The 5,137-nt window shown below is 68.4% G+C and carries 6 protein-coding genes; 2 read left to right on the top strand and 4 right to left on the bottom strand.

Annotated features, from left to right (window positions below):
* On the bottom strand, positions 1-622 hold a 622-nt coding region (locus tag H7290_RS00960), incomplete at its 3' end, for an amidase (protein ID WP_290512145.1).
* On the bottom strand, positions 619-927 hold the full coding sequence (gatC, locus tag H7290_RS00955) for an Asp-tRNA(Asn)/Glu-tRNA(Gln) amidotransferase subunit GatC (RefSeq protein WP_290512144.1): 309 nt from the start codon (positions 925-927) through the stop codon (positions 619-621). The genes H7290_RS00960 and gatC, both read right to left, overlap by 4 nt.
* A 152-nt stretch (positions 928-1,079) precedes the next feature.
* Between gatC and H7290_RS00950 the strand changes: the two genes are divergently transcribed.
* Together H7290_RS00950 and H7290_RS00945 are read left to right on the top strand one after the other, a co-directional pair.
* A complete protein-coding gene (locus H7290_RS00950; protein ID WP_290512143.1) occupies positions 1,080-1,922 on the top strand; it encodes an alpha/beta fold hydrolase in 843 nt (280 codons plus the stop codon).
* A 10-nt stretch (positions 1,923-1,932) separates the two neighbouring features.
* Positions 1,933-2,277 carry a YrdB family protein gene (locus H7290_RS00945; RefSeq protein WP_290512142.1) on the top strand — a complete coding sequence of 115 codons (345 nt, stop codon included), beginning with the start codon at positions 1,933-1,935 and terminating at the stop codon, positions 2,275-2,277.
* A gap of 8 nt (positions 2,278-2,285) precedes the next feature.
* Here the strand turns inward: H7290_RS00945 and ligA are convergent, their stop codons facing one another.
* Together ligA and H7290_RS00935 are read right to left on the bottom strand one after the other, a co-directional pair.
* Positions 2,286-4,421 carry an NAD-dependent DNA ligase LigA gene (gene ligA / locus H7290_RS00940; protein WP_290512141.1) on the bottom strand — a complete coding sequence of 712 codons (2,136 nt, stop codon included), beginning with the start codon at positions 4,419-4,421 and terminating at the stop codon, positions 2,286-2,288.
* A gap of 9 nt (positions 4,422-4,430) precedes the next feature.
* Positions 4,431-5,137, bottom strand: a 707-nt coding sequence (locus H7290_RS00935) for a methionine synthase (RefSeq protein WP_290512140.1), incomplete at its 5' end; no start/stop codon positions are given.

Genomic DNA, 5,137 nt, shown 5'->3' with positions numbered 1-5,137 from the left:
TGGCGACGAGTCCGTAACGACTCACACCTCCGTAGGTCGGCTTGACGCCCACCGTGCCGGTCAGCGCGCCGGGCTGGCGGATCGAGCCGCCGGTGTCGGTGCCCACCGCCAACGGTGCCTCGAAGGCGGCGACGGCTGCGGCCGAACCACCACCGGAGCCTCCCGGGATGCGCGTCGTGTCCCACGGGTTGTGGGTCGGGCCGTAGGCGGAGTGCTCGGTGGACGAGCCCATCGCGAACTCGTCCATGTTGGTCTTGCCGAGAATGGGCAGCCCCGCGGCCCTGATCCGGGTGGTGACGGTGGCGTCGTAGGGCGGGATCCAGCCCTCGAGGATCTTGGAGCCGCAGGTTGTCGGCAGTCCGCGGGTGGCGAAGACGTCCTTGACCGCGATCGGCACACCAGCAAGGGCGTGCAGATGCTCACCTCTGGAGCGGCGGACGTCGACGTCTGCAGCTGTGGCAAGAGCGCCCTCGGCGTCGACGTGCAGGAACGCATGAATCGCACCCTCGACGAGCTCGATGCGGTCGAGGTGCGCCTGGGTCACCTCCACGGCACTGACGTCCTTGGCGGCGAGCGTGCGCGCGAGCTCGTCGGCCGTCGCGCGCGTCAGGTCGGTCTTCACTCCTCCCCCAGGATCTTGGGAACGAGGAATCTCTGCTGGTCGGAGGCCGGTGCCATGGCAAGCGCGTCCTCAGGGCTGAGGCTCGGGCGGACGACGTCGTCGCGGAACACGTTGTCGACCGGGAGCGGGTGGCTCATCGCCTCGACGTCGTCACCGGCCGCCTGCTGGACGACCGCGACGTGCTCGAGGATGGCAGGCAGCTCGGCGGCGAGATGGTCGAGCTCAGCCTCACTGAGATCGATGCGTGCAAGGCCGGCGAGATGGACGACGTCGGCGCGCGACATACCCTTGACGGGCTCAGACATGGAGATCCTTTGCGGGGAATCGGGGATACCGATCCATCCTAGTGGCCGGCATCATCGCGGCGTCGGCGTCGGTCGCTCCAGGTCTCCTCGGCAACCGTCCGCGCCCTGGAGAAGGCTCCTCAGCCCGCGACGCTCTCTGCGAGGATGCAGCCATGAGCGAGCAGCGAGTCTCCCACTACCGCAACGGCCGCCTCACCTTCGACGTCATCGACAGCGGGCCCCTCGACGGAATCCCCGTGGTGCTCCTGCACGGCTTCCCGCAGCGCGCGTCGTCATGGTCTGCGGTCTCCGAGCATCTCCACGACCACGGGCTGCGGACGATCGCGCCTGACCAGCGTGGCTACTCACCCGGCGCTCGGCCGCGCTCGCGGTTCGGTTACCGCATCTCTGGTCTCGTCAGCGACGTCGTGGCACTCATGTCCGCCATCGGCCCCGGACCGGTGCACCTCGTGGGCCACGACTGGGGCGCGGCCGTGGCTTGGTCGGTCGCGGGCGCACACCCAGACCGGGTGTCGTCCCTCACGGCCGTGTCGGTCCCTCACCCGGGCGCGTTCCTGCGCTCCATGCTGAGCAGCAACCAGGCCCTCAAGTCGTACTACATGGCGTTGTTCCAGCTCCCGGTCGTACCGGGGCTGATCCTGGCGGCCCGTGGCGGTCGGGGCGATGAGCTCCTGCGTCGGGCGGGGATGACGCGATCGATGATCGAGACGTTCCACGACGACGTCGTCGACCACGGAGCGCTGCCGGGCGGCCTCGGGTACTACCGTTCGATGATGCTGTCAGCGCCCACGCAGTTCGGCCGCAAGGTCAGCGTGCCGACGACCTACATCTGGAGCGACGGCGATGTGGCCCTCGGCCGCAAGGGCGCCGACCTCACCAAGAATTTCGTCAGCGGTCCGTACGACTTCACGATCATCGAGGGTGCCAGCCACTGGCTGCCCGACGAGAGACCCGAGGAGATCGCGGCGAGCATCATCGCGCGCATCGGCGTCTAGTCTGGACGTCATGCCACCCCAGAAGCCGGAAGGCGTCGGACTCATCGACGCCCTTGCGTTCCTGTGTGAGACCGCGATGGTCATCCTGCTGATCGTCGCCGGGCACGGCATCGCCGACGGTTGGAGGGGATGGGCGCTCGGCGCGTTCCTTGGCTTCGTCGCGATCGGCATCTGGGCCCAGTGGATGGCGCCGACGTCGATGCGCCGACTCGACAACCCGACCCGTCTCACCGTGCAGGTCATGCTGTTCCTCACCGTCGCCCTCTACGCTGCCGCCGGAGGTCTGGTGCTGTGGGGCCTCGCTTTCGCCGCGGTGGCGATCACGGTGTTCACCGTCAGCGCCCGAACAGACTGACGACATCGTCAGGGCTCTTCGTCACCGATTCCGGGATGGAGATGTTCCGCGAAGGCCGGGTCAGCGGGTGGCGGGCCGACGGCGAGCAGCGCCTCGAACCCCTGCTCGTCGAGCATCGTGACGCCGAGCTGCTCGGCCTTTTCCGCCTTGGTGCCTGCCGACTCGCCCACCACGACATAGTCGGTCTTCTTCGACACCGACCCTGAAGCCTTGCCCCCGTGGGCGATGATCGCCTCCTTGACGGAGTCGCGGGTGAAGCGCTCGAGAGAACCAGTGACGACGATCGTGAGGCCCTCGAGCGTGCGGACGACGGACTCGTCGCGCTCGTCCTGCATGCGCACGCCTGCGGTGGCCCACTGGTCGACGATGCCGCGGTGCCAGTCGACCGTGAACCACTCGATCAGGGCGTCGGCGATGGTCGACCCGACCCCGTCGACTGCCGAGAGCTGTTCGACGGTGGCCTCGCGGATGGCCTGCATCGTCAGGAAGTGCGTGGCCAGTGCTCGTGCCGCTGTGGGGCCGACGTGCCGGATCGACAGTGCGACCAGCACGCGCCAGAGCGGCTGGTCCTTGGCCTTCTGCAGGTTGTCGATCAGAGCCTTGCCGTTGGCGCTGAGAACACGCGGGCCAGCACCGTCGGCCAGCTCAGCCTTCTTGGCTGCACGGGTGAACAGCGGGACGCCCAGCAGGTCGTCGGCCGACACCGCGAACAGGCCGCCCTCGTCGACGAGCACCCCGGCGTCGAGCAGTGCCGTGGCGCCCTCCCACCCGAACACCTCGATGTCGAAGGCGCCGCGGCCACCCACGTGCGTCAGTCGTTCGCGCAGCTGCGACGGGCACGACCGGGTGTTGGGGCACCGGATGTCGGCGTCGCCCTCCTTGGTGGGGGCGAGGAGCGTGCCGCACGACGGGCACTCGGTGGGCATCACGAACTCGCGTTCGGTGCCGTCGCGCAGCGCGACCACCGGGCCCACGATCTCAGGGATGACGTCGCCGGCCTTGCGCAGCACCACCATGTCGCCGATGAGCACACCCTTGCGCTTGACCTCGTGCTGGTTGTGCAACGTCGCCATCTCGACCGTCGACCCCGCGACCCGGATGGGCTCCATGATGCCGAACGGTGTGACCCGGCCCGTGCGGCCGACGTTGACGGTGATGTCGAGCAGCCTGGTGTTGACCTCCTCGGGCGGGTACTTCCACGCGATCGCCCATCGTGGGGCGCGCGACGTGGACCCGAGCCGGCGCTGGAGCCCGACCTGGTCGACCTTCACCACCACACCGTCGATCTCGTGGATGACCTCGTGACGGTGCTCGCCGTAGTAGGTGATGAACTCCTCGACAGCGGTGAGGTCGGGCAGCACCTTGGCGCGGTCGCTGGTGGGCAGACCCCATGCCTTGAGCGCCTCGTAGGCGGTGCTCTGGCGTTCTGGGTCGAAGCCCTCGCGGTAGCCGATGCCGTGGCACACCATCGACAACGGACGGCTCGCGGTGACAGACGAGTCCTTCATGCGCAGCGTGCCCGCGGCAGCATTGCGCGGGTTGGAGAACGGGGTCTTGCCCGACTCGGCCCACGCCGTGTTGAACTCCTCGAACGCCTTGGTGGGAAAGAACACCTCGCCCCTCACCTCGATGTACGCCGGGACAGGGTGATCTTTGGACGGCTTCAACGTGTGCGGGATGACGCCGATGGTGCGGACGTTCGCCGTGACGTCTTCGCCTACGCGGCCGTCGCCGCGCGTGACACCACGGACGAGCACGCCATCCTCGTACGTCAAGGAGATGGCAAGACCGTCGACCTTGAGCTCGCAGAGGAACTCAGCACCTGCTGCGCCCTCCCGCGCGATGCGCGCGTGCCAGCTCTCGAGCTCGTCGACCGAGAACGCGTTGTCGAGGCTCATGAGGCGTTCGCGGTGCTCGTAGGGCTGGAAGGTCGATGAGACCATGCCGCCGACCTGCTGCGTCGGGGAGTCGGGGGTGCGGAGCTCGGGCAGCTGCTCCTCGAGGTCCTGCAGCTCTCGGATCAGCGCGTCGTACTGTCCGTCGGAGATCGTCGGCGCGTCGTCACGGTGGTAGCGCTGCCGATGCTCCTCGATGGTCTCGGACAGCTCCTTGTGCTGCTGCCGCCGCTCGTCGTCGCTCGCCATGACCCGACTTTATCGCCGAGAGGCGACACTCTGCGCGATGGAGAGCGCCTGCCTGGCCCAGGTCGGAGACGCGCCAGCGAGGCCGCACGTCGGCGTCACGACCAAGCGGTCTGCGTAGACGTCCTCGTCGAAGCCGAAGTGGCTGAAGAACATCTCGATGCGTCCGGCAAGGGCGGCGTCGGTGACGCCCGGGGTGTCGGTGGACGGTACGACACCGAACCAGAGGTCGACGCCTCTCTCGAACGCCTCGGCCCACACGTCGTCCGGGCGCACGAGGGAGAGGTCGAACGAGATCGACGTGAATCCGGCTCCGATGAGCAGCTCGACGGGCACGTCCGGGGCACATGAGTGAACCGCGGCCCTGGCCCCAGCGCCGGTGATCGCGGTGACGACCGTGCTCAACAGCTCATCGGCTTCCGGCGGGTGGACGCTGCGGTGTCGCGAGAACCCGCTGGCCGACGGGATGCCGCCGGTCATCACTGCGACGATCGAGGGCTCGTCGACCTGCCCCACGAGGTCGGCGTGCGGGAAACGCCTACGGGCGTCGCTGATGTGCGTTCGTAGACCCTCGGCGAGCGACTCACTGATCTCGCGGCGCGCCCCGTGGTCGGCGAGCATCTTGTCACCGCGGGGACGTTCGACCGTCGCCGCCAGGGTCAGCGGGCCGGTGACCTGCAGCTTGAGAAGGCCGGCGTGCGAGCCTGCCAGCTCTTCGG

Source organism: Aeromicrobium sp., assembly GCF_014378035.1.
Lineage (GTDB): Bacteria > Actinomycetota > Actinomycetes > Propionibacteriales > Nocardioidaceae > Aeromicrobium.
This window is presented reverse-complemented; position numbering and strand designations above follow the sequence as displayed.